Genomic DNA, 23,160 nt, shown 5'->3' with positions numbered 1-23,160 from the left:
ACCCGAAAGAAGAGGAACATGAGAAAAGTCATTGTCGACACCGACACGGGCGTCGACGACGCGCTCGCGCTGATGCTGCTCGCCGCGGATCCCGAGGTCGAGCTCCTCGCCGCGATCAGCGTCTTCGGCAACTGCGAGAGCGAGCGGGCCGCCGACAACGCGCGCTACGTGCTCGACACCTGCGGGCGATCCGACGTGCCCGTCTACCGCGGAGCATCCGTGCCTCTCGTGCAGGAGCTGCAGCTCAACCCCGGCGTGCACGGCGACGACGGTTTCGGCAACACCGGGCTGCGCCCCGCCGTCTCTGTCCCCGCAGAACCCGACGGCGTGCAGATGCTGCTCGATCTCGTCGACGCGCACGACGGGGAGATCGACTACGTCGCGCTCGGACCGCAGACGAACCTCGCCCTCGCGCTCCAGCGCGAGCCTCGCCTGATCGAGCGCTTGCGCAGCGTCACGATCGTCGGCACGCTCGGCCCCGCGCTGTATCACGACACCGAGCCGTGGGCCGATCGACGGTTCCGCGTCTCCCGCGACCCCAACGTCTCGTTCGACCCCGACGCGACACAGGAGGTCGCGCGTCACGAGGGCGACGTCACCTGGTGCGGTCCCTACGTCACCCGGCAGGCCCTCGTACCCGAGCGGTTCTTCCTCGACATCGCCGAAGAGACCGGATCGCCCGCCGCACAGCTGATCACAGCGATCAGCGCCGACTATGCCGGCTTCTACACGCGCTCGTACGAGCAGCCGGACGATCGGCGCATCATGGGCATCAACGACAGCCTCGCGGTGGCGACGCTGCTGCGCCCCGAACTCGTGGCCGGCGCCGTGCGGCGTCCGCTGCAGACGTTCGAAGACCCGGCCACCGGCGACCGCTACCTCGCCGGTGTGCACCCGGTGCGCGGCGAGACCCGGCCGCTGCACCGCGTCATCTTCGACATGGACTTCGACGGCGTGCTCGACCTCATCGGCGAGACCCTGCGCCGGCCCGTGCCCTGGAACTGAACACCCACCCGAATACCCCACACCCGACCACCCCACTCTCACGGGGTAGAGCGAAGGAGCTCGAATGAGTACTGATGAAGCAGTGAAGACGACCGCACCGCAGCAGCTGAAGGGGAAGGCGAGCAAGACCGAGCGTCGCAACCTCCGTGCACTGAGCTGGGGGCATGCGCTGGAATGGTACGACTGGGCGATCTTCGGATTGCTGTCGGTGTACCTCGGGGCGGCGTTCTTCCCCTCCGACAATCCGCTCGCGTCGACGCTGAACGCCCTCGCGGTCTTCGCCGTCGGATTCGTCGCCCGCCCGCTCGGCGGCGTCGTGTTCGGCTTCGTGGCCGACCGCTTCGGCCGACGCAAGATCATGATCTTCGCGATCGGCGCCGTCGCCCTCGGCAGCTTCGTGATCGGCGTGCTCCCCGATTACCAGACGATCGGCGTGGCCGCCCCGATCATCGTCGTGGCCGCCCGTCTGCTGCAGGGCCTCTCGGCGGGCGTCGAGGCTCCCCTCGGCACCGCCTACGCACTCGAGCTGGTGCCCAACCGGCCGGGCTATGTCGCCGGCTTCTTCGCGTTCTTCAACAACCTCGGCAATCTCCTGGCGCCGCTGTCGATCTTCGCGATCAGCTCCCTCCTCGGCCCGGCGGTACTGGCCGAGTACGGTTGGCGCATCCCGTTCCTGATCGGCGGCGTGTTCGGACTTCTCGTCCTGTGGCTGCGTCGAACGCTGCCCGAGACGCTGAACACCGAGGCGATCCGCACCGTAGGCGCCGTGCCCACGCCGGAGAACTCCGTATGGCGTGAGGTGCGCAAGTACTGGCTGAGCGTGCTCGCGGCGATCTTCATCGTCGGCGCGATCCAGGCGTACAACTACACGTGGATCGCCGGACTCCCCAACCTCGCGAATGGCACGTTCGGCGAGGATCCCACCGCGGTGTTCGCGATCACGACCGGAATGGGCGTGTTCCTCACTCTGGGAGCGCTGGCGCTCAGCCGCGTCCTCGACCGGTTCCCGATGTCGCGCTGGTTCGTCATCGCCCGGCTGCTGGCCATCCCGACCATCTTCCTCGCCCTGCTGTACTCGCAGCCCGGCGTCGGCACTCTCGCCGGCGTGATGTTCGGTGGCGCGATCGTGCTGCTGCTCAACATGACGATCTTCGTCGTCGTGTCGAACTCCCTCCTGCCCCAGCACATCCGCGGCACGGCTCTCGGGCTCGGTTACGGACTCGGCGTCGCGATCTTCGGCGGCACGGCCTCGTATCTGCTGCTCTGGCTGCAGAGCCTGGGCCTGATGTGGGTGTTCCCGATCTACATCGCGACCCTGTGCGCCGTCAGCGTCGTGCTGTACGTCGTCGCGAAGCGGCGCAACGGCCTCTTCGTGGGAAAGTGACGACCTGATGGACCTCTGGCGCGAGATCGTCGGGTGGGCCGGAAGCGCCCTCCTGATCACATCGCTGATGCAGCCGACGATCTCGCGCCTGCGGTGGGTCAACCTGGGGGCGTCGACGCTGCTCATGGCCTACAACCTCCTGCTCGGCTCCGCGCCGATGGTCGCGCTCAACGTGACCCTGATCGCGATCAACGTCGTGTACCTCATCCGGGGTGCACGGGCGGCGCGAACCGCGCGGGCGGAGACGACCTCCACCCCCATCCCCGACTCCACGGAAGCGTCCGTGCGGCAGCCCCGCCGCTAGGACCGGAAAGAAAGCATGGACATGGTAAGACTGATCATCGACACCGACCCGGGGATCGACGACGCCGGAGCGCTGTTCTGGGCTCTCGCATCCGATGCGTTCCAGATCGAGGCGCTGACGACCGTCTTCGGCAACGTGCCCGTCGAGACGGCGACCGCCAACGCCCGCAAGATCGCGACCCTCGCCGGCCGCCCCGACCTGCCGATCTGGAGCGGCGCGGCGCGCCCCCTCGTCGGCGAGCCGCACTTCGCGGAGCACATCCACCGCCCCGGAGGCGTCGGCTACTGGGAGTACCCCGACCCCGACCCCGATGCCGTCGTCCCCTCCGACGCCGTGCTGCGGATGATCGACGCGGTCATGTCGTCGCCCGGCGAGATCACGATCATGGCGCTCGCGCCGCTCACGAACGTCGCGCTGGCCATCAAGCTGGAGCCCCGTTTCGCGCAGTCGGTGCGCCGCATCATCTACATGGGCGGCGCGGCGCTCACATGGGGCAACGTGACTCCCGTCGCGAGCGCGAACATCTACAACGACCCCGAGGCTGCGGAGATCGTCGTGAAGTCGGGCGCTCCCCTCACCCAGGTCGGACTCGACGTGTCGCGGAGCTTCGCCCTCAGCCCCGCCCACATCGCGACGCTGTGGGAGTCGGGTGCGCCGATGGGGCGTGCGCTGTGCGAGATGATCGGCTACCCCGACCGGCACGACGACCCCGATGAGATGCCGGAGTGGAAGACCGAGGGCATGCACCTGAACGACGTGCCGTGTGTCGCCTACGCGCTGAACCCCGAGTGGTTCACGGTGCGCCGGCTGCACGTGGATATCGAGCTGCACGGCGAGCACACCCGCGGGCAGACCGTCGTGCAGATGATCGACCGCTGGAAGGGTGAGCCGAACGTCGACGTGCTGTTCGACATCGACGCCGCGGCCGTGGCCGACGCGCTGACGGCGGCGGTCATCGCGCATCGCTGACGAACGGATGCGAGAAGGGGCGGGTGAGGAATCCTCACCCGCCCCTTCTCGTGCGTCGCCGGATCAGTCGGTGGGCCGGAGCGCCGCGGCCTCCGCCGGAGTGAGCGGGCGGGTGGGGATGCCGCGCAGCAGCAGGAAGAGCTTCGCGGTCTCCTCGAGCTCCTCGAGAGCATCCATGGCCGCCGACAGAGAGGAACCGGCGACGACGGGTCCGTGGTTGCTCAGGAGCAGCGCCCGGTGGTTCCGTGCCGTGGCCTCCGCGAGGCTCTCGAGCGCGTCGTCGCCGGGGGCGTGGTACGGCAGCAGCGGCAGGCGTCCGACCCGCATCGCGAAGTACGCGGTCAGTGGCGGGAGCACGTCGTCGTGGTCCACGTCGCGCAGGCACGACACGGCCGCGGCGTGCGTGGAGTGCGTGTGCACGACTGCGCGCGCGGAGGGGCGTGCGCGCAGCACGGCCGCGTGCAGGAACGCCTCCTTCGACGGTCGGGGGCCGGCGATGTGGGCTCCCGAGGCGTCGATGAGCGACAGGTCGTCCTCCGTGACGGTGCCGAGACTCGATCCGGTCGGGGTCACGAGGATGCCGTCGTCGGTGCGCAGCGACACGTTGCCCGTGCTGCCGTGCGTGAGCCCGCGATCGAACAGCGACCTCGCCGCGCGGACCACCGCCGTGCGTTCCGCGGTCACGAGGCGTCTCCGCCGGCATCCGCGTCGGGATCCTCGGAGGCGCAGAGGAGCAGGTCGACGTCGCCGAAGTTGCCGGACTTGAGCAGCAGGCGGATGCCGTCGGCGGAGTGGATCCAGGGCACGCCGCGGGCGGCCTCGGCGCCGATCTCGCCGGCATCCACTCCGAGGGCTGCGACGACGGCTCCCGACGTCTCGCCGCCCGCCGTGACGAATCGGTCCACGCCCCGCTCGCGGAGGCCCCGGGCCACGAGCGACAGGGCTCCTTCGAGGATGGCCGCGGACTCCGCGACGCCGAGCTGCTCCTGCACCTGGTGCAGCTGCTCGGGCGGGAGAGAGGCGTACACGAGAGGGGCGGCGTCGTGGTCGAGCGCGTCGTACCAGGACAGCGCCTCGGCGGCGAGACGCTCCGGGTCCTGCTCGCGGAGGGCGTCGAGCCGGAACGCGGCGCGTCCGGCGTCGAGCATGGCGTCGATCTGCTCGAGCGTGCGCCGTGAGCAGGAGCCGGCGAGCACGACCGCGCGGCCCGTAGCGGTGGGCGGTGCCGCGGTCGCGACGTCGCCGCCGCGCTGCTCGGCGATGACGCGGGCGAGCGCTCCGGCGAATCCTGCCGCGCCACCCCAGAGCGCATCGCCCGCCGATGCGCGGGCGACCGTGACAAGGTCGTCGTCCGTGACGGCATCCGGGAGCACATAGCGGATGCCGGGCTCGAGAGCGGGCATCGCGTCGGTCAGTGCCCCGGTGCCCTGGCGCACGACGTCGAGCGGGATCGTGGCGCTCGCGGGCGCGGAGAGCTGTCGGTCGAGCAGGCGCACGAGGTCGGAGTCGCGCATCGGGGTGAGCGGGTGGTCGCGCATGGGCGACTCCGCGAGGGGCGTGCCGTGCACGAACAGCTGTCCGGCCTCGACCGTCCGTCCGTGCTCGGGCGAGCTCGGTGTCGTCACCACGCGCTCCGCGCCCACGAGCGCAGCGAGAGCGTCGAGCACCGGCCCGATGTTCCCCTCCGCGGTGGAGTCGAAGGTCGAGCAGTACTTCAGATACAGCTGGGTCGCGCCCGCCGCGCGGAGCGCCTCTGCCGCCGCGAGCGACTGCGCCACGGCATCCGCCGCGGGCACGGTACGCGTCTTGAGCGCCACGACCGCGACGTCCCACGACACGTCGATCGCATCGGCGCGCGGGATGCCGAACACGATCCCGGTGCGCAGGCCCTGCCGGCGACACGCGACGGCCACGTCGGTGCCCCCGGTGACGTCGTCGGCGATGATGCCGATCATCGCGCCTCCTCCCGCGGCGAGAGGCGGGTGCGCAGCGCGACCGCGGAGCTCGCCGGGCCGGACACCACCGGGAGATCCACGGCCGCGCCGAGCGCGGGCCCGGCCGGGGCGAGTGAGTATTGGGCGAGGAGGATCGCATCCACGTCGTCCGCGAGGGGACGGCACGCCTCGACGAGCGCGGTCAGCAGGGCGTCGGCATCCTGCGCCTTCGTCGCCGCCATCGCGGCCGGCACCGCGACGCCCGTGACGGTCGTCGACGATCCGGAGCGCGTCAGCGCCGCGCGCAGGCGTGCGACCGAGTCGTTCTTGGCGCCTTCGAACGAGGCGACCACGAGCACGCGGCGGTATCCCGTCTCCGCGATCTCGGCGAAGGCCGCGTCGTCCGGCGCGAGCACCGGCGCGTCGCTGCGTGTCTCCGCAGCCACCGGGCCGTAAAGAGAGCAGGTGAGCAGCACGCCGTCGGCGCCCTCGGACAGGGCATGGTCGATCAGTCGCGTCATGCGCGCGCGCAGGGCGTCGTCGAGACCGCCGCGCTCGTCGGCGTCGACGAGCAGCCGGTCGTCGAGGATGTTCCAGACCTCGGCCTCGGGATACAGCTCGCCGAGCGCCGCGGTGGCCGGGCCGATCGCGGCCGTGACGGCGCTGATCAGGGCGATGCGCGGGGTGGTGGTGGTCATGCGGTGAGGCCCTTCATCCAGTCGAGGCCGCTCACGGTGTCGGAGAGCGGCTGGTACTCGCAGCCGATCCAGCCGTCGTAGCCGGACTCGGCGATCGTCGCGAAGATGCGGTCGAACGCGATCTCGCCGGTGCCGGGCTCGTGGCGTCCCGGAGGGTCGGCGATCTGGATGTGCGCGATCTGCTCGCGGTGCGCGAGGTAGGTGGTGATCAGGTCGCCCTCGTCGATCTGCGCGTGGTAGAAGTCCATGAGCAGGCCGGCGGCGTCCCGCCCGACCGTGTCGACCACGGCGGCGGCCTGTGCCTGCGTGTCGAGCACGAAGCCGGGGGCGTCGCGCTTGTTCTGCGGCTCCAGCAGCAGGCGGATGCCGGTGCCCCTCGCCTGCTCCGCCGCCCACCCGATGTTGTCCTGGTACAGCGCGAAGGCGCGATCGCGCTCCACCCCGTCGGGGACGATGCCGGCCACCACGTGCAGGAACGGCGCATCGAGCGCGGTCGCGTACCGGAGGCCGTCGAGCACCCCCGCCCGGAACGACTCCTCCGCCCCAGGGACACACGCGAGCCCTTGACGTGTGGGCGATCCCGCCGGGCCCATGGGGGTGTTGACCAGCACCTGCGAGAGGCCCGCCTGCCGCAGCAACTCCGCGAGACGCTCCGGGGCGTACGCGTACGGCGCCGGGAACTCGACGCCGCGGAAGCCGGCGCGGGCCGCGGCGTCGAACCGCTCCTCGAAGGGATGCTCGGTGAACAGCCACTTGAGATTGGCATCGAATCGCAGGGTGGTCATGGTCTCTCCTCGGGGCGGGCGGTCAGCGGCGGCCGGCTCATGGTCAGCGGATGCTCCGGTCGGTCTCGCCGCGGACGCCATCGGCGAAGAACCCGATCCGCGCACTCTGCGACGTCAGCCGCACGGCTTCGCCCGCATCGAGTCCGAGGGCGACGTCGTGGCCGGGAACGAGGAGCCCGTCGGTGTCGCGGAGCAGCGAGCGCAGCCGGTCGACGCTCGCGCGGCTCGCGTCGGCATCCATCGTCGAGTCGACGCGCAGCGTGTTGAGTTCGAACACGTTCTTCACGGCGTCGCCCGCGAACACGTGCGCGCGGTCGGCGGCCTCGACGTGGAACGCGAGGTGGCCGGGGGTGTGGCCGGGGCTCGCGATCGCCGTGATGCCGGGCAGCACCTCTACGCCGTCGCGCATGCGCTCGACGCCGTCTGTGCGGCGCCGCAGCTCCTGGACGTGCAGGTCGGGCACGAACGGAGTGCCGGCCGGCTGCGTCGACGCCCAGGCGAGCTCGGCCTCGCCGACCCACGTCGTGGCGTTCGGGTACATCGTGAAGTTGCCGACGTGGTCCCAGTGCAGGTGCGTCACGAGCACGTCGGTGATGTCGGCGGTGGTGAGGCCGAGATCGGCGAGTCCCGCGTGGATCAGGGGGATGTAGGCGGGCGGCCCGGCATCGACGAGCACGCGACGCTCACCGTCCTGGAGCAGCCAGAGACTGCTCCAGCCGAAGGCCCCGTGCGAGGAGGACTTGCCGGGGAAGCCGTCGACGAGCGAGTGCAGCGAGTACATGGGTCGATTCTCCCTTCGGGCGGGGAGTCATGGGGTCCTCGTCGACACGCCCGCAATCAATACTATCGACAATAGTATTGCACTGGGTCGAGAGCGCATGACTGTGTGCCGACTGAGGTCGGTGCAGGGAACGAGGGCCTCTCAGGAGTGGGCGGTCGGCCTCAGGGGTCGAGCAGGCGGCCCGCGGCACCTTCGATGTGCTCGCGCATCCGCTCCCGCGTGCCCTCCACGTCTTTCGCGCGGATCGCGTCGAGGATGGCCCGGTGCTCGGGTGCGGCCCACTTCGCCCCCGTGCGTCCCAGCTTGGAGAACAGACGGAAGCGCTGGATCTGCCCCGCCAGCGTGTCGTAGGCGGTCGCGAGGAACGGATTGCCCGCGTGTGCCGCGATCAGCCGGTGGAAGCGGTCGTCCGAGCGCCAGTAGATCCGGAACCCCTCGGTCTCGCGGTCGGCGTGGTCGATCGAGGACTCGAAGTCGCGCACCGTCTCCTCGAGGCTCGCGACGAACGAGTCGGTCGCGCGCGCCGTGGCCTCCGCCGCGAGATGCGGCTCGATGAGCAGCCGGGCGTCGCGCAGCTGGCGCACCTCGGTGAGACTCATCATCGGGGCCACGCGGTAGCCGCGCAGCGCCTCGCGATGCACGAGACCGGTGTGCTCGAGGCGGGCCAGCGCCTCGCGCAGGGGGGTGGGGCTGACGTTCAGCTCGCGTGACAGCGCACCGATGTTGAGGGGCTCGCCGGCTCCGCGGATGCCGTCCATGAACTGACCCAGCAGGACCTCGTACATCTGATCCGCGACGGGGGTGCGTGCACCGCTCTCTGCCACCATTGCCTCCTCCGGGCGCGCGGCCCACGACCCATTCTGACGCATGGCGGCAGCGTGGCCGTGGAACGCGGCGTCGGGGACGCCTACGGAACGCCCAGGTCGCCCAGCGCGGCGCGGACGTCGCGGAGGTCGTCGTGGCGGTCCTGGTCCTCGTAGAGCTCCGCGAGGACCGACAGCAGGTCGGATAGCCGTTCGCGCTCGTCGTCGTCGCGCGGATGACGGAGCGCGCCGACCCCGCGGCGGAGCACGTCCTCGGCGCGCGACTCCTCGCCGGCTTCGAAACGTGCGTGCGCGGCGAACAGCACGGCCAACGCGTAGGGCGACCTGCTCAGCATCTCCGGGATGCTGTTGCCCGTGCCGGCGCCGTCGTCCGACCACTCGAACTCGCGAACGGCGAGCTCCGCATCGGCGGCGAGAGCAGCTTCGTCGTCGCTCACTACATGGCACATCGCGCGCGATACGAGCGTCACAGCACGGATGAGGTGCACGTGGCGATCGGATCCGCGTTCGTCGACGAGCTCGCTCAGGGCGGCCTCGGCTCGGTCGAGGTGGGACAACGCCTCGTCCGTCTGGTCTTCGGCGAGCCGCAGCCCACCGAGCGTGCTGAGCGAGGTCGCGAGCTGGAATCGGAACGTCCAGTCGGCGCGATGTGCGGTCGCGAGTGCGTCGGCGATCTCCGCTGACTCGCTGAGCTGTGCCCCGGCCGCGCGGAGGTCGCCCGACCGGAGGTGGAGGACGCCCGACGACAAGAGGGTTCCGGCCAGGAGTAGGCGGATGTCGGCATCGGCGGGTTCTCGGCGTGTAAGTTTGCGGGTGATGGCCACCGCTCGCGTGATGTCGATGAGGCCGCCGTCGGTGTCGCCGGTCTGAAGCTTGCAGGCTCCGAGGAGGCTGAGCGCTCCGGACAACAGATGCTCGCACTCATCATGGACGTCGGCTCCGTCTCTGAGCGCACCGACGGCGCGTGCCAGCGCCGCGACCGCGTCAACGGGTTCTCCACGGAGAAGGAGAATCAGCCCGCGCATCGTCAGCGCGGTTCCGAGGTGGATCGTGTGCGAGACGGTGCGCGCGTCGAGGACGGCGAGCATCTCACTGATCCGCGCGGTCGTGTCGAAGTGCGTGATCGCCGTCGAGGCATCGCCCGCCTGGTACTGCGCGAATCCCGCGCTGAGGCTTGCGGCGGCGAGCGCCCCCTCGTGGTCGCCTGGCGCGCTCTCGGACCGGCGCCGGATGAGGCCGACCAGCATCGAGTGCATCTCCGCCGCTTCGACGAACAGGCCGCTCGCCTCCAGGTCGCGTGCCTGCTCCTGGATGCCGCGGTGTGCGGAGACGTGGTCGTTCCCAGTCGGTCGTGCGGCCGGGGGCCGTGCGGCGGGTCTGTGCAGCACGAGCGTGCGCGTCACCCTTGCGCCGGAGGGTGCCTCGACGATGCGCGCATCCGGGAAGAGTGGTGTGTCGACGCCGACCGAGTCCACGAGGTGTTCGGCGACCCGGAGCGCGATGCGCGCACCCTCCTCTCGCAGAGCGTTCCCCGAGGTCTGTCTCATGCCCCGGGCATCTTCCGTGCGCGCCGTGCGACGCAGACGCGCGAAGTCCGCCCCGCGGCTCGACAAGCCGATGGAGGCCTTGAGTCTGATCGGTCGGCCGAGCGTGTCTGCGTCCTCGACCGGCTCACCGCCACGGAGCGGCAGCAGCGGGCGGGTCTCTTCGTGCCATGACAGCGCCCAGTAGATCTGAGCGGATCGCAGGATCCGCTCGGTGGTCTCGTTGGGCAGGGGCGACGAGACCAGGTGCGTCAGGGAACGATAGAGGCGGTCGCGAAGATCCTCGGCATCGAGCGCTCCGGTCTCGGGGGACAGCAGTCGCGCGAGCCCGGGAACGGCCTCGGCTGCCTGCTGCGCGCGCCGCAGGAGCTCCTCGTCCTGTTCATCGGCCATGCCGTAACCCTCGGAAAGGGCGTCGACGAAAACGGCGACCGCGACCGTTGTTGCGGCCGCTGGGCGCGACAACTCGCGTAGGTCGCTCGGCAGCGCATCCCACAGGGCCTTGCTCAGGGTCAGGCCGTCGGTGTCGTGCACATCACCGATCATGCCAGCCCGACGGTGTGTGCGGGGTCGACACCGGACGGCCGCGGGAAAGCGTCGGACACCGGGAGACAGATGCCGGACAGATCGCGGCTTCTGTCTCGCGGCCCGCGGCCTCAGAGTCGGAACGTACCGAAAGACGGTGCGCGATCGAGAGAGAAGGACCATCATGACCATCGAGAACACCACTCACCGCACTCCGGCACCCGGGGCGCAGCCATCCGACCTCAAGACGTTGTTCGCCGACCTGATCGGCGATGACACGACGAGGCGGATCGTCGTGAACGCCTGTCGCGATATCGGAGCCGGGATCGCCGACAACTGGCGGCGCCACAACGGCACCGAGGTCGTCGTCGCTGCTGGCATCCGCCTGCTCGCATACCGCCGACGCTGATGGGGTGTGCGGTCACACCCCGATAGCTCGCAGCAGTGCGTCGTCCCGGTGCCGCTGAACTCGGTCGCGCGTCCACCGGCGACACGGTACATCCCGAACTCGGCGACGTTCACGTGCCGTCGGGTGGGAGCGATGCCGCGGTACACGCCGGAGTGGGTCCCGCTGCCCCGGAGGTGCACGGCGACACGGTCGTCCTCGACGACGATCTGGATGCGCCGCCACTGCCAATCCGGAAACCCATGGAAGAGGTCGGCGAGGTCGTCGATCCATGCGTCGGCGCCGGCGGGGAGGTGTGCGCGTCGCACCCGGGGGTCGAGGAGCTCGCGCACGGCGTCGAGGTCGTGCCGGTTGCAGGCGTCGAGGTAGTCCTCGAACCACAGGCGCAGCTCCCAGGCATCCGTCATCCTCCGATCCTCGCATCGGAATCGACTCCCTCGAATAGTTGCGCTTTTGCAACCACTTGTTCTATAGTTGATACTTATCAACTTTCTAGACGGAGCTCTCCTACAGTGACAACCCCCACATCCACCTCCACCGAGACCACCCGCTCGGCGCGCGAGGTCTTCACCGCGATCTCGGGACTCGTCGTCGGCATGTTCGTCGCCGTGCTCTCGGGCACCGTGGTCTCGACCTCGATGCCGGTCATCATCGCCGACCTCGGCGGCACCCAGTCCCAGTACACCTGGGTCATCACCGCGAGCCTGCTGGCCACCGCGGTCAGCACTCCGATCTGGGGCAAGCTCGCCGACCTCGTCGACCGCAAGATCCTCGTGCAGATCTCGCTCATCCTCTTCACGATCGGCACCGTGATCGCCGGTTTCTCGACCGACACGAACATGCTCATCGCGGTCCGCGTGATCCAGGGCATCGGCGTCGGCGGACTCATGTCCCTCGTCATGATCGCGGTCGCCCTCATCATCTCCCCGCGCGAGCGCGGCAAGTACATGGGCGTCGTCGGCGGCATCATGGCCCTCGGCACGATCGGCGGACCGCTGCTCGGCGGCCTCCTCACCGACGTGTGGGGCTGGCGCTCCAACTTCTTCGTGGGCGTGCCCTTCGCGATCCTCGCCCTCGTGCTGCTGCAGTTCACCCTGCACCTGCCGAAGCCGCAACGCGACACCAAGGTGTCGATCGACTACTTCGGCATCGTGCTGCTCGCGGTCGGCGTCTCGACCCTGCTGATCTGGGTGTCGATGGGAGGCAGCCAGTTCGAGTGGGACTCCTCCACCAGCATCATGCTCGCGGTCATCGCCGCCGTCGCGCTCGCCGCGTTCATCACGGTCGAGTTCTTCGTCAAGGAGCCCATCGTCCCGATGTCGCTCTTCCGCAACCGCACCTTCACGCTCTCGGTGATCGCATCGATCGCGATCGGCGTCTCGATGTTCGCGACCTCGGTGTTCCTCGCGCAGTACTTCCAGCTCGCGCGTGGCGCCACGCCCACCGAGTCGGGCCTCATGACCATCCCGATGATCATCGGGCAGATGGGTGCGTCGATCATCATCGGCCAGCTCGTCAGCCGCTTCGGCAAGTGGAAGGGATGGATGCTGACCGGTTCGGTGCTCACCACGGTCGGGGTCTCGCTCATGGCGACCCTCCGCTACGACACCCCGTTCGGCCTCGTCGCGACGTACATGTTCGTGCTCGGCGCCGGCCTCGGCATGGTCATGCAGAACCTCACGCTCATCGTGCAGAACGACACCGCGCCGCAGCAGTTGGGCGCCGCCTCGTCGAACGTGAACTTCTTCCGCACGATCGCCGGCACGATCGGCGTCACGATCATGGGGTCGCTGCTCTCGTCGAGCGTCGCCACCTACGTGAAGGACGGTCTGGAGGGCTTCGCGCCCACCACGCAGGACGAGATCGACGCGCTGCAGCACCTCGGCTCGGGTGATGTGCCGAAGGTGGGGCAGCTGCCCGACAGCATCCGCGCGATCGTCGAGGGCGCCTACGGCCACGGCATCGCGGACGCGTTCGTCATCGCGATCCCGCTCGCCGTCATCGCGATCATCGCGATCGCGTTCATCCGCAACAAGCCGCTGTCGACCAAGAACGCCGCCGAGCAGATGCGCGATCAGGTCGAGGAGTCGGTGATCGAGGTCTCTGAGGCCGAGGTCGGCGCCTCCACCGGCGTCATCCGGATCTCCGGGCTCGCGGGAACGTCGTCGTCCGCACCCACGACCTCTCCGGTCGCCGTCCTCGAGCGCGAGGACGACCGGGAGTCGAAGGACTGACATGAGCATGTCGGACGCCCCGGCATCCCTCGGCGCGGACTCCGCCCTCGTGGCGGAGCCCGCCGCCGATGCTCCCGACGTGGAGACCGCGATCGGCGACCTCCAGACGCACCTGAACCTCATCTTCGCGAGGACGCGGGCCCTGTGGAAGGAGTCGGCGGCGCGCATCGCCCCCGACCTGCAGGTGGGGAGCTACAAGCTGCTGACGTTCATCGACCGGGCGGGGACGGCGAGTGCGCACGAGCTCGCGGAGCGCTTCGAGATCGACAAGTCCGTCATCAGCCGCCAGGTGCGGATGCTGGAGGAGCTGGGCCTGCTCGAGTCGCGGCCGGACGAGCGCGACGGCCGGCTGCGCGTGCTCAGCGCGACGCCGGTCGCGCAGGAGGCGTTGACCGCGCTGCGCCGCGACCACAGCCTGCGCCTGCACGCCGTCATGGCGGAGCTCTCGCCCGACGAGATCCGCGCGGCGTCGAAGGTCTTCCGGTTGCTGTCGGAGGTGTGAGCCCCGCGCCGTCGCGTGCTCACCTGCATGCCCGAACCACGGATGCGGGCCGGGCGGGTCGGTCTAGAGATGGGTGTCCGGCCTGCTGTTCCGGTCTCGTCGTCTGTCGTAGATGCTCTGGCTGACATAGAAGACGACGACGAACAGGACCGAACCGACGATGTTCCACCAGGTTATCGGCAGCCCGGATATCAACGGGAACAGCAATAGGAACAGTGCGAACGGGACGGCTATCAGCGCTCTGGATAGGTATTTGGACATTATTTACCTCCGGCAGTTGACGGTAGTCACGTTGATCGAGGTCCACCCAATCTGCGGGTTCGAGATCACGAGCCACGGGTAGTTGACCGCGGCGCACTTTCCTGCAGTGTTGGCCTTGTTGATGGGGTCGATGATCTTGAAGTATGCGAGTGCGATCGCCGCACCGCAGGCAATCACAGCGGGTGGTGCGGGGAGTGCTCCACAGGCAACACCAGCGAGAACGGCGGGTCCCTGGTTGTTGGCGATGATCGTGGCGACCCTCTTGGTTTCGGCGCGAGTGAGCTGCACGTAGTAGCCCCACCATTCTGTGCCGAGGTCGGGATCTGCGGTAACGGGGAACGCTGTGTCCGCGTTGAAACCGACCACCTGGACGAGTTCGTTTCCTTCGACACGAAACGATGTCGGTACTGCTGTTCCGTTTGCATCGAGGGCCCAGGGTGCACGGAATCCGCTGACGGAGGCCCCGGACCCATCCGAAATGATCACAGCCCCGTCATCGAAGAGTGCCGCTTGCCCGCCCTCAGGAAGGTTCAATGGGAAACGATACTCAGTAGGCGCGTCCGCGCCGGCGATCTGGATGAGGGTCTGTACGCCGTCCACGGTGGCATAACTGCTGAGCACAGCGGATTGCACGGAGGTGTTCAGCAACGATGCCCCCTGACCGGAGAACACGTCATCGGAGATGAGGGAGGTGTCCACTGTGACGGTTGTCAGATCTCCCGGTAACTGGAGGCCCACATCACTCGATTCCACCGTTACGCTCTGCGATGTCGGATCCACGGCCACACCATCCGCTGCGCTCTGCTCGTCAGCTACCGTCGGGAGTCCAGGCACTCCCACCATCATCATGACCACAACAGCCACCGCGGCACCGACAACCGACGATCTGCCTGATATCCGACGCATCTGAACCCCGCTCGCATACGGTGCGAGTAGATCTCGCTCCATAGCCAGAAAGATAGACGGAGATCAACAATTCTGTATGTCCTCTCTTCGGTGGACAGACCTTTGGCCAAGATCACCAGCCACACGCTTGAATTCGGTCTGTGAGAGCCCGGGCACGTCGCGGCGGAATCGTAGTAGGGCGCGATTGGCGGGAGCGCACAGGGCGAGCGTCGGTTCGCCGTAAGCTGTCGAGCATGAGCGACGCCGACCGACCCGCCGATGTCGACGAGGCCGTGCACCGCGTCGAGCACGAGCTCGGACGGCTGTTCGCCCGCATCCGGGTGGGATGGCGCGAGGCGGCCATCACGGTGCACCCCGACCTGCAGCCGCTCGGCTACCAGGTGCTGACGTCGATCGCGTCGGGTGCCGCGACGTCGGCGGGCGCGATCATCGATCGCCTGCAGACCGACAAGTCCGCGGTCAGCCGTCATGTGCGACAGCTCGAACAGCTCGGGTTGGTCGAGAGCGTGCCCGACCCCGCCGACGGCCGTGCCCGCGTGCTCGTCGCGACGCCTCTCGCGCAGGAGCGCATCGCGGCGGCTCGCTCGCGGTACGAGGCCCGCCTGGGCGAGCGGGTGCGCGGGTGGTCGGCCGAGGACCTCGACCGCTTCGTGTCGCTGCTCGGCGACCTCAGCGGCGACCGCTGAGCGCCCGCGCGCAGGCGAGAACCCGCGCGCAGGCGCGCACCGACGTGCTCAGCTGAACAGGACGATCACGTAGGCGGCGAACAGCACCAGGTGCGTGGCGCCGTGCATCGCCGTGACGCGGCGGGCCGAGAACGTGGTCACCGAGAGCAGCAGCGTCACACCGAGCAACAGCAGGTTCGCGGGGGACTCCGCGAGGATCACGGTCTGACCGGTCAGCATCCCGATCACGAGCACCGCGGGGATCGTGAGTCCGACCGTCGACACGAGCGCGCCGTGGCACAGGTTGTTGACGCGCTGGGCCTCGCCTCCGAGCGCCGCCCGCACCGCCGTGATCGACTCCGGGAGGAACACGATCGCCGCGATGAGCACGCCCGCGAGCGCGGGAGGAGCGCCGAGGCGGCCGAGTCCGTCGTCGAGCAGCGCCGCCATGTCGTGCGAGAGCAGCACGATCGGGAGCACCGTGACGACGAGCAGGGCGAGCCGCACCGCGACCTCGGTGCGGTGAGCGGCGATCGTCTGCAGGATGCCGGTCGTCGAGGATGCGCGGGAGTGTCCGGCATCCGCCGAGGAGTGCGCGCCCACCTCGGTGAAGTCCGCGGCCTGCGCGCCCATCTGCCGCACGAGGAAGAACGCGTAGATCCCGAGCGTCAGGATGACGATCGGGATCTCCTGCGCGACCGTGAAGGCGCCGTCGACGCCGACGAGCGCCGGCAGACCGAACGCGAGCGTCACGAGCAGCACGAGCATCGCGAGGTAGGCCGAGGTGCCGGTGCGGTTGTGCTGCAGCCCTCGGTGCCGGAGGCCGCCGACGAGGAGCGCGAGGCCGATCACGAGGTTCATGATGATCATCGCGACCGCCATGACGGAGTCGCGCGCGATCGTGGCGTGCTCGCCGGGGCCGAGCATGACCGCGGAGATCAGGATGACCTCGATCAGCACGATCGACAGCGTGAGCACGAGCGATCCGTACGGGTCGCCGAGCCGGTGAGCGAGCGCCTCGGCCTGCTTCACGACGCCGAACGCGCACACGAGGATCACCGCCACGATGGCGCACAGCCCGACGATCAGGACGAACGCCGGCGCCGGTGCGGCGAGCAGCGGGTGGGCGAGGATGACGGCGCCGAACGCGCCCCAGCCGAGCGCGATGCGCCCGATGTCAGTGGGGCGGACCAGACTCCGGATGGTGGGTGACATGGTGCATTCCTTGGAGGTGGGGCCGTCCCCGACTGAGGATGGCGACCGGGTCGTCCCGTTCGCCTCGCGGTGCCGATGCACCGACTCTCACATCACGGACTCCAGGATAGGCGACGAACCGCAACACCCCCTGTGCATCCGGGAGCCGGCCGCGTCGTTCGGACGACCCGCCCGCTACGGTAGGGCGTATGTCACCGGCCCTCCGCACGTTCGGGCGCATCCTCGCGCGGCACTGGCCCGCGCTGATGGCCTGGTACCTCGGCGGCGAGGCGCTGCACCGCCTGCTCATCGAGCTCGCCGGGTTCGTCGGCGGCCACACGACCCTCGGAGGACTCCTGCTCCTGCCGCTCGCGGTCGCGGCGCGGCTGGTGTCGTACGTCGCGATGTACCTCACCGTGCGCCCGTCGCTGCCGCACAGCCGACGGGCGGATGCCGGAGGTCCGCGCGAATTCGCCTCGGCCACCCTCGCGGCGATCCTGCCGTTCTTCGCGTTCTACACGGCGTGGGGGATGCTGGACGCCGATCAGATCGAGTTCTTCCGCGTCGCCAGTGCGATCGCGCTCGCCGATTCGGGGTATCAGCTCGACCAGATCGGCGACCGCGGCGGCCTCATCGGCGTCGGCGTGCTGCCCGTCACGGTGCTCGTGATCGCGCTCGCCGCACGGCTGGTCTACATGCGTGTCTCCGCGCGACTGCCGCGCTGGTGCGTCGTGCTCGGCGTCTACGCCGAGGTGCTCTGGACGTTCATGCTGTTCACACTCGTCGCGCGCTGGTGGAGCGGGATCGTGGAGTGGATCGCACAGCGCGAGGTCGTCGGATGGCTGCAGGTCTTCGGTGACTGGTTCGCCGTGAATCTCGCCCCGGTCGCGGTCGTGTGGGAGGTCGCGACGGCCGTGGTCGGCATCGTGATCGCCGCCGTGATCGTCCCGGCTGCGTGGCTCACGGTCGCCGGTGTGATCTTCGGCACGACGTTCGACTCCACGCCGTCGTTCGCACGGTGGGGCGGCGGCGCGATGCGCGGAGCCGTGGTGAGCATCGCGCGCACGATCGTGATGCGGCTCGAGGGGCTGTGGGCGGCGGTCGCGGTCATCTGGCGCGGCGGACCCCTGCTGTTCGGCGCGTACGCGCTCGCCTATGCGGCGTGGGGGTGGGCCGAGCAGAACGGCACGAGGGGAGTGCTGCAGCTCATCGGCGGACACGAGAGCTCGTTCTGGGCGGGCGTGTATCCGCTGGTGCTGATCGCGGTCGGCGCTCTCGCCGAGCCGCTGCGGGTCGCGATCGTCGCGACGGCGTACGACGGCGTGATCGGGCGCCCGCAGGCCGGGCTCGACACGCGCCCGTCGGGGGTCGACGCCGCCCCGGCATCCGCGACCGGCCCGTCAGGGGTCGATGTCGAACCGGGCGGTCACGTCATCGGCGCCTTCGATGTCGAGACGGAAGGGTCCGTCGGCGTCGTCGGGGAGCAGGAACACCAGGAGGATGCGGTACGACGAGGCCTCGGGGACGCATGACGTCTCACCCTCTCCCGACGGCACGTCGAGGCCCTCGCGCGAGCTGACCCACGTGCGCGACGCGTCGCTCAGCGTGGCGACTCCGCACAGGGCGGCGTCCGCGCCGCCGCTCGCCCGCAGCCGGATGCTCAGGGTGCGCGTGCCCGCGGGCGACTCGAACTCGCCCCACTCGGCCGGCCCCATCGTGAGAGTCTGACCCGAGAGGTCGACCGCGTCCTCTGCGGTGATCACCCGGTCGCTCGGCCGCAGCGAGGGCAGCACGTCGAGCCACACGATGGCACCCACGGCTGCGACGGCCGCGACGCCCAGAGCGATGAGGGCGAGGCGCTGCCTCCGCCACCAGCTCATCGGCCGACCACTTCGGACGCGGTGAGATCGACGCTCGCCGTGCGGTCGAGGTCGTCGAGGTCGATCGTCACGACGATCATGTCGTCGAGCTCCGAGGTGATGAACGCCGTCGTGAGCCGCAGCTCGGCCGTCCCGCCGGTCGCGTCGGGCGGCAGCTCGAACGCGAGCATCCCGGCGGTGTCGATGCCCGCGCGCAAGGGCGTGCCCCGCAGCGCTGCGGACGGCCGCTCGCTCGCGAGGAACACACGTCCGTCGACCGTGAGCGTCGCGAGCTGCACCGCCGCATCGACCTCGGTGTGCCGGGCCGACGCCTCGATCGTCACGACCAACCAGTCGCCCTCGGCGCTCCATCCGGCATCCGGCACCACGATCTCGTCGGCGAGCGTCGCCGCGGTGACAGTCGCGGCCATCGTGCGGGAGGAGACCGCGTCGCCGACCTCCGCGCGGAGCGAGAACGGCGCGAGCACGTCGTCGTCCGTCGGAGTCACCGCGGTCACGGCTCCGGCGCCGATCGCGAGCGCGGCGCCGAGGATCCAGGGGAGCGCGCGCCTCATGACATCCCGTCCGTGGGCAGCACGATGCGTGCGACCAGGGCGGCGGGGCGCCAGGTCACGACGCGGGAGGAGAGGATGACCGCGCCTCGGCGCACCTCGACGTCGTGCACCTCGAGTGCGACGGGTCGATCGGCGTACGCGTCGTCGGGCACCGTGAACGCGAACGTCACCTCGCTCGGGACGCCGGGCTGCAGCACGACCTGCCCCGAGGAGCCGTCGTCGCGCCAGACCGAGGTCACACCCAGCGGCGTCACCCCGGCGAGGTCGAGCAGCGGGGTGTCGGTGTTCACGAATCCGGCTCTGGTGCGATCCGCCGAGGTCGCGACGCCGATCGCCTCGTCCGAGAGGTTCTCCATGCGCGTGGTGAGCACGAGCAGCACCTCGCCGTCGTCGGCGCGGAGGAACTCCGACTCGACCTCGTCGGTGAGCTCGGCGTCGAGAACCGTGATCGCGTACGCGGAGGTGCGCACCTCCGCGCCCGCTCCGACCTCGTCGGCGGATGGCTGCGTCGCTGCGAGTCCACCGGTCGCGGCGACGACGACGAGTCCGACGGCGAGCGCGGCGGCCGCGAACCAGATCCATCGCGGCACGTCGGCGACCGCGCGGATCCAGCGTCGCACGACGGAGCGCGCGACGGAGCCGGTGCGCGCTGCCGCGCCGTCTCCCCCCGACCTGGTCACGAGGTCAGCCTAGCGAGCCGCTGCGACGGCTCCGCAGCTCACGGGTCGGACGTCGATCTCGGGAATTTTCCCCTCGCTCTCGACAAAATAGAAATTTCCGGTACCTTGGTCTTGTCGGTAAACATTTCGAGCTGGTGATCCGAAAGGGAGATCATGCACGCACACATCCGCAGCATCGTCGCTGCGACAGCCATCGGAGCGACGGCGCTCCTCGGGCTCAGCGGCTGCGCCGCATCGTCAGCGGGATCCGACGAGCCCCTCGTCGGACTCGTCATCAAGACGCAGGACAACCCGTTCTACGTGAAGATGACCGAGGGCGCGAAGGACGAGGCCGCGTCGCTCAGTCTCAACCTCCAGATCGCGAGCGGCGACGGTCAGAGCGACGTCGATTCGCAGATCACGGCGATCGAGAACTTCACCGCGCAAGGCGCCAAGGCGATTCTCGTGACTCCGGCCGGAGACGGGATCATCCCCGCCATCCGCAAGGCACAGCAGGCGGGCGTACTCGTGTTCGCGCTCGACTCCCCGCTCGGAGCAGACTCCGGGGTCGACGGCACATTCGCCACGGACAACCATCTCGCCGGTGAACTGGTGGGGGAGTGGGCCCGCGCCGCGCTCGAAGACCAGGAGCCGCGCATCGGCACCCTCGACCTCAGCACGGATCAGATCCCGGTCGACGTCGCGCGCAATCAGGGCTTCCTCGAGGGCTTCGGCATCGACGTCGCCGACCCGGCCAAGATGTGGGACGAGGACGATCCACGGCTCGTCGGACACGAGGTGACCGACGCCAACGAGGCGGGCGGCCGCACCGGCATGGAGAAGCTCCTGCAGAAGGATCCGACGATCAACCTCGTCTATACGGTCAACGAACCCGCCGCCGCCGGCGCCTACCAGGCGATCGTCGCCGCCGGGCTGCAGGAACAGATCATGATCGTCTCGATCGACGGCGGATGCCCCGGCATCGCCAACGTGCAGAAGGGCATCATCGACGCGACGTCGATGCAGTTCCCGCTCGACATGGCCGCGCAGGCGCTGCAGGCCGTCGACGCCTATCTCGCCGACGGCACGAAGCCGAAGAACAGCGACGGCCTCGACTTCACGAACACCGGCGTGACGCTCATCACCGACCTCCCGCAGTCCGGGATCGAGTCGGAGGATTCCGCGTTCGGCCTGGAGGAGTGCTGGGGCTGACGCCCCGCACTCGACGGCGAGGAGAGCCGACCATGAACAGAAGCGCAACGGACATCCCCGACGACGAGCGGCCGAGCACGGTCACGGCCGGATTCTCGATGGGGCTCGTCGAGATCGACCAGGGCGCGCGGCCGACGCCGCTGCAGTGGATCGAGCGCAAGATGCTCTCGCGTCCGCTGATCGGACCGCTGGCGGTACTCGTGCTCGCCGTCATCGTGTTCTCGATCGTGTCCCCGAACTTCGGCACGCTGCAGAACTTCTCCCTGATCCTGCAGCAGGTGCAGGTCATCGCGATGCTCGGCATCGCGCAGACGCTCATCATCCTCACGGCCGGCATCGACCTCTCGGTCGCGGCCGTGATGCTGCTCGCACAGGTGGCGATGGGTCGGTTCGCCGTCGCGATGGGTCTTCCGGTGGAGCTCTCGCTCGTGCTCGGCATCCTGGTCGGCGTCGTCTGCGGTGCGATCAACGGCCTCATCGTGACCAAGCTCAACATCCCGCCCTTCATCGCGACCCTGGGCTCGCTGAGCATCTTCTACGCGCTCAACATCTTCATCTCCGACGGGGAGAGCGTGCCCTTCGCCGAGGTGCCCGCGCTTCTCACGTGGCTCGGCAGCGGGTTCCAGATCCTCGGCACGACGTTCACCTGGGGCCAGGTCCTCACGCTGCTCATGTTCGCGCTGTTCGCCTACATCCTGCGCAACACCGCCTGGGGGACGCACGTGTACGCCGTGGGCGATAACCTCGAGGCCGCACGGCTGAGCGGCATCCGGGTCGACCGCGTGCTGATGTCGGTGTACGTGATCGCCGGGCTCATCATCGGCATCACCGCGTGGCTCCTCATCGGGCGGATCGGATCGATCTCCCCGACGGCCGGCGCCGCGTACAACCTCGCATCCATCACGGCCGTCGTGATCGGCGGCACAAGCCTCTTCGGCGGACGGGGGCGGATCATGGGCACCCTGCTCGGCTCGCTGATCGTCGGCGTCTTCTCCAGCGGACTCTCGCTCGCGGGCTTCGACAGCCTGTGGCAGGAGTTCACGATCGGCATCCTCATCATCGGCGCGGTCGCGGTCGACCAGCGCCTGCGCAAGATCGGACGATGACATGACCACCACGGACTCCACCGTCGCCGAGCTCGTTCTCGAGGCTCGCGGCATCGTCAAGAGATACGGACGGGTGGTCGCGCTCGACCACACCGACTTCGAGATCAGGCAGGGCGAGGTGCTGGCCGTCATCGGCGACAACGGCGCCGGCAAGTCGTCGCTGATCCAGGTCCTGGCCGGGGCCGTCCAACCCGATGAGGGAGAGCTGCGGGTGAGCGGTGAAGTCACGACGCTGAGGTCCCCCGTCGAGGCCCGTCGACTCGGGATCGAGACCGTCTTCCAGAGCCTCGCGGTCTCGCCCGCGCTCGACATCGCGAGCAACATCTTCCTCGGGCGCGAACTGCGTCGACCGGGGATCGCCGGATCAGTGTTCCGGATGCTCGACAAGAAGCGGATGCGCGAGCAAGCGCTCGAGGTGATGTCGCAACTCGGACTCCAGACCCTGCAGAACATCGGTCAATCGGTCGAGACTCTCTCCGGCGGGCAGCGCCAGGGAGTAGCGGTCGCCCGCGCCGCGGCCTTCGGCTCCAAGGTCGTGATCCTCGATGAGCCGACCGCCGCGCTGGGTGTCAAGGAATCGGGCCGTGTCGTGAAGCTCATCAAGGACATCAACGCCCGCGGCATCCCCGTCATCCTCATCAGCCACAACATGCCGCAGATCTTCGAGGTCGCGGATCGCATCCACATCCAACGACTCGGTCGGCGCATCGCCCTGGTCGAGACCTCGCAGATCGACATGGCGGATGCCGTCGCGCTCATGGTCGGCGCCAAGACACCCGAGCAGTTGGGGATCACGTCATGAGTCCTTCCATCCCGGACAACACTCCA

General features: G+C 69.2%; 23 protein-coding genes. 11 read left to right on the top strand and 12 right to left on the bottom strand.

Annotated features, from left to right (window positions below):
* Positions 1-18 precede the first annotated feature (18 nt).
* The 4 genes from ACIPYT_RS01895 to ACIPYT_RS01880 all read left to right on the top strand — a co-directional run bounded on the left by ACIPYT_RS01895 (position 19) and on the right by ACIPYT_RS01880 (position 3,662).
* The gene (locus ACIPYT_RS01895) at positions 19-1,005 is read left to right on the top strand and encodes a nucleoside hydrolase (RefSeq protein ID WP_401070032.1); all 987 of its coding nucleotides are present in this window, start codon (positions 19-21) and stop codon (positions 1,003-1,005) included.
* A 64-nt stretch (positions 1,006-1,069) separates the two neighbouring features.
* Positions 1,070-2,389, top strand: coding sequence for an MFS transporter (locus ACIPYT_RS01890; RefSeq protein WP_401070029.1), 1,320 nt, complete (start codon positions 1,070-1,072; stop codon positions 2,387-2,389).
* Between the two features lie 7 nt (positions 2,390-2,396).
* Complete coding sequence (locus ACIPYT_RS01885; RefSeq protein WP_401070027.1) at positions 2,397-2,693, top strand: hypothetical protein; 297 nt, start codon at positions 2,397-2,399, stop codon at positions 2,691-2,693.
* Between the two features lie 21 nt (positions 2,694-2,714).
* On the top strand, positions 2,715-3,662 hold the full coding sequence (locus ACIPYT_RS01880; protein WP_401070021.1) for a nucleoside hydrolase: 948 nt from the start codon (positions 2,715-2,717) through the stop codon (positions 3,660-3,662).
* A gap of 63 nt (positions 3,663-3,725) precedes the next feature.
* Here the strand turns inward: ACIPYT_RS01880 and otnC are convergent, their stop codons facing one another.
* From otnC to ACIPYT_RS01840, 8 genes are all read right to left on the bottom strand, one after another.
* On the bottom strand, positions 3,726-4,346 hold the full coding sequence (gene otnC / locus ACIPYT_RS01875; protein WP_401070018.1) for a 3-oxo-tetronate 4-phosphate decarboxylase: 621 nt from the start codon (positions 4,344-4,346) through the stop codon (positions 3,726-3,728).
* On the bottom strand, positions 4,343-5,617 hold the full coding sequence (gene otnK, locus ACIPYT_RS01870; RefSeq protein ID WP_401070015.1) for a 3-oxo-tetronate kinase: 1,275 nt from the start codon (positions 5,615-5,617) through the stop codon (positions 4,343-4,345). The genes otnC and otnK overlap by 4 nt, the downstream gene beginning before the upstream one ends.
* A complete protein-coding gene (locus ACIPYT_RS01865) occupies positions 5,614-6,294 on the bottom strand; it encodes an aspartate/glutamate racemase family protein (protein WP_401070012.1) in 681 nt (226 codons plus the stop codon). Before ACIPYT_RS01865 ends, otnK begins: the two co-directional genes overlap by 4 nt.
* Positions 6,291-7,079, bottom strand: a complete 789-nt coding sequence (locus tag ACIPYT_RS01860) for a hydroxypyruvate isomerase family protein (protein WP_401070009.1) — start codon at positions 7,077-7,079, stop codon at positions 6,291-6,293. The genes ACIPYT_RS01865 and ACIPYT_RS01860 overlap by 4 nt, the downstream gene beginning before the upstream one ends.
* A 43-nt stretch (positions 7,080-7,122) precedes the next feature.
* The gene (locus ACIPYT_RS01855; RefSeq protein WP_401070006.1) at positions 7,123-7,860 is read right to left on the bottom strand and encodes an MBL fold metallo-hydrolase; all 738 of its coding nucleotides are present in this window, start codon (positions 7,858-7,860) and stop codon (positions 7,123-7,125) included.
* A gap of 161 nt (positions 7,861-8,021) precedes the next feature.
* On the bottom strand, positions 8,022-8,684 hold the full coding sequence (locus ACIPYT_RS01850) for a GntR family transcriptional regulator (RefSeq protein ID WP_401070003.1): 663 nt from the start codon (positions 8,682-8,684) through the stop codon (positions 8,022-8,024).
* An 83-nt stretch (positions 8,685-8,767) separates the two neighbouring features.
* Entirely contained in the window at positions 8,768-10,774 is a 2,007-nt protein-coding gene (locus ACIPYT_RS01845) for a hypothetical protein (protein WP_401070000.1), read from the bottom strand.
* 183 nt (positions 10,775-10,957) lie between these two features.
* Positions 10,958-11,566, bottom strand: a complete 609-nt coding sequence (locus tag ACIPYT_RS01840; RefSeq protein WP_401069997.1) for an ester cyclase — start codon at positions 11,564-11,566, stop codon at positions 10,958-10,960.
* 105 nt (positions 11,567-11,671) lie between these two features.
* Between ACIPYT_RS01840 and ACIPYT_RS01835 the strand changes: the two genes are divergently transcribed.
* Both ACIPYT_RS01835 and ACIPYT_RS01830 read left to right on the top strand, forming a co-directional pair.
* Positions 11,672-13,393, top strand: a complete 1,722-nt coding sequence (locus tag ACIPYT_RS01835; protein ID WP_401069994.1) for an MDR family MFS transporter — start codon at positions 11,672-11,674, stop codon at positions 13,391-13,393.
* 1 nt (position 13,394) lies between these two features.
* Positions 13,395-13,895: a MarR family winged helix-turn-helix transcriptional regulator gene (locus ACIPYT_RS01830; RefSeq protein WP_401069991.1), complete on the top strand. Its 501-nt coding sequence runs from the start codon at positions 13,395-13,397 to the stop codon at positions 13,893-13,895.
* A gap of 264 nt (positions 13,896-14,159) precedes the next feature.
* Here ACIPYT_RS01830 and ACIPYT_RS01825 read toward each other — a convergent pair whose 3' ends face one another.
* Entirely contained in the window at positions 14,160-15,104 is a 945-nt protein-coding gene (locus ACIPYT_RS01825; RefSeq protein WP_401069988.1) for a hypothetical protein, read from the bottom strand.
* A 191-nt stretch (positions 15,105-15,295) separates the two neighbouring features.
* Between ACIPYT_RS01825 and ACIPYT_RS01820 the strand changes: the two genes are divergently transcribed.
* The gene (locus ACIPYT_RS01820) at positions 15,296-15,748 is read left to right on the top strand and encodes a MarR family winged helix-turn-helix transcriptional regulator (protein ID WP_401069985.1); all 453 of its coding nucleotides are present in this window, start codon (positions 15,296-15,298) and stop codon (positions 15,746-15,748) included.
* A 48-nt stretch (positions 15,749-15,796) separates the two neighbouring features.
* Here the strand turns inward: ACIPYT_RS01820 and ACIPYT_RS01815 are convergent, their stop codons facing one another.
* The gene (locus ACIPYT_RS01815) at positions 15,797-16,942 is read right to left on the bottom strand and encodes a calcium:proton antiporter (RefSeq protein ID WP_401069982.1); all 1,146 of its coding nucleotides are present in this window, start codon (positions 16,940-16,942) and stop codon (positions 15,797-15,799) included.
* Positions 16,943-17,130: 188 nt separating this feature from the next.
* On the opposite strand from ACIPYT_RS01815, the gene ACIPYT_RS01810 reads away from it, so the two are divergent.
* On the top strand, positions 17,131-18,453 hold the full coding sequence (locus ACIPYT_RS01810; protein WP_401069979.1) for a hypothetical protein: 1,323 nt from the start codon (positions 17,131-17,133) through the stop codon (positions 18,451-18,453).
* A gap of 344 nt (positions 18,454-18,797) precedes the next feature.
* On the opposite strand, the gene ACIPYT_RS01805 is transcribed toward ACIPYT_RS01810, so the two are convergent.
* Both ACIPYT_RS01805 and ACIPYT_RS01800 read right to left on the bottom strand, forming a co-directional pair.
* Entirely contained in the window at positions 18,798-19,355 is a 558-nt protein-coding gene (locus tag ACIPYT_RS01805) for a hypothetical protein (RefSeq protein ID WP_401069976.1), read from the bottom strand.
* A complete protein-coding gene (locus tag ACIPYT_RS01800; RefSeq protein WP_401069973.1) occupies positions 19,352-20,035 on the bottom strand; it encodes a hypothetical protein in 684 nt (227 codons plus the stop codon). Before ACIPYT_RS01800 ends, ACIPYT_RS01805 begins: the two co-directional genes overlap by 4 nt.
* A 153-nt stretch (positions 20,036-20,188) precedes the next feature.
* Between ACIPYT_RS01800 and ACIPYT_RS01795 the strand changes: the two genes are divergently transcribed.
* The 3 genes from ACIPYT_RS01795 to ACIPYT_RS01785 are packed head-to-tail and all read left to right on the top strand — an operon-like array spanning position 20,189 to position 23,134.
* Entirely contained in the window at positions 20,189-21,226 is a 1,038-nt protein-coding gene (locus ACIPYT_RS01795) for a substrate-binding domain-containing protein (RefSeq protein ID WP_401069970.1), read from the top strand.
* Between the two features lie 32 nt (positions 21,227-21,258).
* Entirely contained in the window at positions 21,259-22,332 is a 1,074-nt protein-coding gene (locus tag ACIPYT_RS01790; protein WP_401069968.1) for an ABC transporter permease, read from the top strand.
* Between the two features lies 1 nt (position 22,333).
* On the top strand, positions 22,334-23,134 hold the full coding sequence (locus ACIPYT_RS01785) for an ATP-binding cassette domain-containing protein (RefSeq protein ID WP_401069966.1): 801 nt from the start codon (positions 22,334-22,336) through the stop codon (positions 23,132-23,134).
* Positions 23,135-23,160: the final 26 nt, after the last annotated feature.

The organism is Microbacterium sp. NPDC089695, from assembly GCF_044749085.1.
In the GTDB taxonomy this organism is placed as follows: domain Bacteria; phylum Actinomycetota; class Actinomycetes; order Actinomycetales; family Microbacteriaceae; genus Microbacterium.
The sequence above is the reverse complement of the archived record's forward strand: the minus strand, read 5'-3'. Positions and strand labels throughout refer to the sequence as shown.